The sequence below is a fragment of the Kitasatospora sp. NPDC058190 genome (genome assembly GCF_042883685.1).
GTDB lineage: Bacteria > Actinomycetota > Actinomycetes > Streptomycetales > Streptomycetaceae > Kitasatospora.
On sequence record NZ_JBHVVI010000252.1, the window covers coordinates 1 to 4,204 of the forward strand.

A 4,204-nucleotide genomic window follows, 5' to 3' on the forward strand; every position below is an offset into this window, starting at 1 on the left:
GGACGACGTGCACGGTGTTGTGGGCGTCGGTGCCGAAGTACTCGACGTCGCCGGGGCGGCGCTGGGACTCGGTGATCGGGGTGAGGTGGCTGTCCTGGGTCTGCTCGGTGGTGCCGCCCCCATGGGCGAGGTCGATGCCGGCGCCGAACCAGAAGGCCGCGCGCACCAGGCCGGAACAGTCCAGGCCTGTGGTGGTGTTGGCCTTGCAGGGCTGGGGCCCGGAGTATAGGTCGCAGGTGCCCAGGGACGGGCCGGGGCCTTCGCCGAGCAGGGAGTGGCCACCGCCCCACACGTAGGGGACGCCGAGGTAGGACTTCGCGGCGTTCAGGACCTTGGCGGGGTCGACGGCGCCGCTGGGTAGCGGGGTGGGGGTGGCGGTGTAGAGGGCGTTCTTGACGGCCGTGCCGGCGATGCCGTCGATGGTCAGGGCGTGGGCGGCCTGGAAGTCGCGCACGGCCGTGTCGGTGGCCGGGCCGAACTGCCCATCCACGGTCAGGCGGCCCGCGTGGAAGGTGTTCAGCATCGTCTGCAGGGTGCTGACGCACGCGCCGCTGGCGCCGGTCTGCAGGTCGCCGCACTGGGTGCGCAGGTCCACGGTGCCGGACGCGGAGCCGGCCGCCGCGTCGAGCGCCGACTTGGTGGCCGGGCCCACGATGCCGTCGGCCGTCAGGGAGTGCGAGGTCTGGAAGGTGCGCACGGCCGTGTCGGTGGCCGATCCGAACTGCCCGTCCACGGTGAGCTGGGCGCCGGTCAGGTTGAGCTCCAGCTGGAGCTGGGTGACGCAGCCGTCGGTCTCACCCTGCTGCATGTCGGCCGGGCAGGCCGGGGAGGTGAGGGGTATCGGGGCCGGTGCCGTCGTAGCGGACGCGCCCGCGGCGGTGTAGGCGCAGGCGCCCGTCAGTGCGGCCGCCAGGGCAAGGGCCAGCGACAACCGGCGCCGGGTGGGAAGGAGGGTACTCACAGAAGGCTCTCCAGATTCATGATGATTCGCCAGGGAGGACAGGGTGCTTCACCCCCTTGCGCTCGGCGTGCTCGACGGACAGATCCAGAACGTCCGAACGGCGGTCAGCACCGACAAGGCTGGGGCATGTAAGCCCGGTTGGCGGGTGTCCGGGTGACCTCCCGCCAGTTGCGACGGACCCCCGAAAGCCGACTGGGGCACGCTCAACTCGAACAATCATGTCCTTTCCGGGATGCTCTGAACGCTCGGCCCAGACTCAGGAGCGCTGGCGCAGCCGGCTGGTGAACTGCATCCGACCGCATTCAGGACGAGCCTCCCCGAACCTTGATCACACGGCTATCCGCTTTCGGATCGCTCGGGACGTCACGTTTGTGGATAGCCGAGCGGTGAGAGCGCGTACTCACGTACCCACCCGGTCGGCCGGTCGCTCGCTCAGCAGCTGCGGCGCAGCGTCTCGGACGGCGACTGTCCGAAGGACTTGCGGTACACCGCGCTGAAGCGGCCCAGGTGGGTGAAGCCCCAGCGGCAGGCCACGTCGGTCACCGTGCCTTCCGCGCGGCCGTCGGCGATGGCGAGGAGGTCGCGGTGGGCGTGGTCGAGCCGTAGCTGGCGCAGATACGCCAGGGGCGTGGTATTCAGGTGCACGCGGAAGCCCTCTCTGAGGCTCCGTAGGCTGGTTCGCGCGGCGAGGGCGATGTCCGCCACCGAGACCGGCTCGTGCACGTGTTCCTCGCAGAACGCCTTGGCCCGGCGTACGGCGGGCAGCAGGGCGGCCGAGCCGCTGTCCGCCAGGGCGTCGCTCTGGGAATGGCGTTGTGCGTCCAGCAGACCGTCGATCAGCAGCTTCTCGAAGTGCCGCACTCCCAGTGGAGAGCGGCGACACAACGGCGATGCGACGAACTCATTGAATCCCCGGACGAGTTCGATCCACGCGCGGACCAACGGATCCTGCTCGTCGAGCACCGGACTGAAGCGCACTGCGGCGGTGGAGGAATCGGCTCTCCGTACCTCCAAGGCCTGTGCGACGGCCCGCCCCGGAATGATGAGGATGCGATTCTGTGCCTCGCCGTTCCACGTCATCGAGACCCGGCTGCCCGGGCCGACGATACTCTGAGTGGACGGCAGGACCACGCCGTCCACGGTGACGACGCCCATGCCTGACATGGGAAGCTGGACGTTGTAGAAATCCCCCAGCTCTCCCGGGCAGACCATGACGTCCGTACCGTATTCGAGTTCGTAGAGCGTCACCTCCCCGTCGTGCAGGCAGCTGAAGCGGCCGTTCGGCCGTCTGCCGTTCAACACCGTCAAGCGGTGTGGCGCGAGCCGCTCGGTGACGACATGATGCAGTCGATCGATGTCGCCACCCTCGTACAGGAGAGCAGGATCACCCTCAGGACCCTTCCGGAGCAGGTCGTTGCGTGACACGGACGTTCTAGCCTCCGCGTTTCGGTCGGGGTCGGGCTGGCTGAGTCGGGTTGATCTCCGGGCGATGGTGCTCGATCTGTCGCGGTGGGGGCGGGCACGCCCGGGAGCCGATGCAGAGTCGGGTACTCCCTCGCATCGAGCACACCGGGCGAGTTCGATCCGCCAGCCCCAACGATGTCCCACGTCCACGAGGACGTACAGCCCGTCTCCGTCCCACCCGGTGGCCTGTTTCCGTCCCACGCCGGCTACCTGCGGTATGGGACGCCGGTCAAGCAAGGATTGAGACCGCCGCGGCCCTGTTGGGACAGCAGAAACCGCGGCTCCGCCCGCCGGATATTTATGTTGACATGAGCCTTTCAATGCGTCGGCGGCGAGCAGGCCGAGGCCGTCGTCGCGCACCACGGCCCGTCACCGAACTCCGCTGCCTGCTCGCCGGCGCCGAGCGCGACCTGGTCGACTTCCTCACGCTGGCCGCCGACTGCGCCCTTCGGCACCTGCCTGATTTCCGGGCTCCCGTCATCGGCGCCTTCGCCCGGGTCCTCGACCTGCCCGCGCCAGCCATGCCGCCGGAGCAGTAGAACAGCGGGCCCGGTTCCGCCGGCCGACGCGGACCGGGCCCGGGACAGCCATCATGCCTGCCGCAGTGAGCATGTTCGTGTGTACCCGACTGGGCACTTCGACCTCTACGCCGACACCTGGTAGCAGAACTTGCACAGGCCCTTGATCCACTGACGGGTCGGCCGCAGGCCTCGCAGGTCGGCGGTGGCAGGGTGGTGTCGGGGTCGCGGGCGCGGCAGGGACGGCAGTGCCGACCGGCGGCGGCCGCAGCGTGCGCGGGGACCGCACGCGGGGCGGCCGGCCGCACGGCGTTCACAGGCCGCGCACTGATCGACGGTGGTGCGCCGAGTTTCCCCGCAGCGGCGCATTTTCAGCCACCCTTTCGGTTCGGAGGCGTTGCCACGGCCCGGGCGGAGGGCGGAATTCCGCCGCACCTCGGACCCGGCCGCATGATCGGTAAAGACTTCGGATGGCACCAGGCCAATACGTCGACCAATACCGAAGTTCCCCGACCGATCGGCCGGTTGGTCTCCGTGGTCAGGCCTGACGCGGCGCCGCCAGGGAAGGCCGCGCCGCCTCGCGGTCTTTCGGCCAACCCCGCCGGAAGGCCTGGTTCGCACCGACATGAGGGCTCACGATCGACTACGACGGGAGCGACCCGACAACGCTCCCGTGACCAGAGTGACTTGAGCGATTGAGGAGACTCGACATGCAGAAGAAGTGGGCCCTTCGTGCGGCTACCCTCACCATCGGCGCCACCGCAGCCCTCGGCCTCGCCGTCGGCACGGCCAGCGCCGCCTCCACGATCCAGTGGGGCTCCACCGGTCAGCCGGTGGTGTGCGTCCAGCAGGCCATGAACTACCTCGACAGCGCCGGCCTCTCGGTCGACGGCCAGTTCGGCCAGAACACCTACAACGCGGTGGTCGCCTACCAGGGCTCGAAGGGCATCCAGCAGGACGGCCAGGTCGGCCCGCAGACCGGTGGCGACATCAAGGCCGACATCTACAACGTCTACCTGGCCGCCCACCACTCCGGCGACTACTCCACGCAGAGCACCATGAGCGCCTGGATGAGCAACTGTAACGGCCAGCTCCCCGGCTGATCACCGCTCCCCGGCACCGAGTAGCCGGTCGAGGGTGGTGGGGCGGGGGGGGGCCCGCGCGCGGGCCCCCCCGCGGGGGCGCAAGGGCAGACGCGGGGGGGGGGGCGCGGGCCGCCGAAAAACGTTGCCCCGGGGGGGGAAACAACGGAACACCCCCG

At 69.6% G+C, this 4,204-nt stretch carries 4 protein-coding genes; 2 read left to right on the plus strand and 2 right to left on the minus strand.

Annotated features, from left to right (window positions below):
• Positions 1-961 (minus strand): peptidoglycan-binding protein (locus ACFVWU_RS44400; RefSeq protein WP_387632308.1); only part of this gene is annotated, 961 nt, incomplete at its 3' end.
• Between the two features lie 432 nt (positions 962-1,393).
• A complete protein-coding gene (locus tag ACFVWU_RS44405; RefSeq protein WP_387632310.1) occupies positions 1,394-2,386 on the minus strand; it encodes an AraC family transcriptional regulator in 993 nt (330 codons plus the stop codon).
• 347 nt (positions 2,387-2,733) lie between these two features.
• Here ACFVWU_RS44405 and ACFVWU_RS44410 point away from each other — a divergent pair, with 347 nt between their 5' ends.
• On the plus strand, positions 2,734-2,964 hold the full coding sequence (locus ACFVWU_RS44410; RefSeq protein WP_387632312.1) for a hypothetical protein: 231 nt from the start codon (positions 2,734-2,736) through the stop codon (positions 2,962-2,964).
• Between the two features lie 689 nt (positions 2,965-3,653).
• On the plus strand, positions 3,654-4,046 hold the full coding sequence (locus tag ACFVWU_RS44415) for a peptidoglycan-binding protein (protein ID WP_387632314.1): 393 nt from the start codon (positions 3,654-3,656) through the stop codon (positions 4,044-4,046).
• Positions 4,047-4,204 lie beyond the last annotated feature (158 nt).

Coding starts and splice junctions, on each gene's coding strand:
- ACFVWU_RS44410 (WP_387632312.1), top strand. CDS start 2,734: ATGAGCCTTTCAATGCGTCGGCGGCGAGCAGGCCGAGGCCGTCGTCGC.
- ACFVWU_RS44415 (WP_387632314.1), top strand. CDS start 3,654: ATGCAGAAGAAGTGGGCCCTTCGTGCGGCTACCCTCACCATCGGCGCC.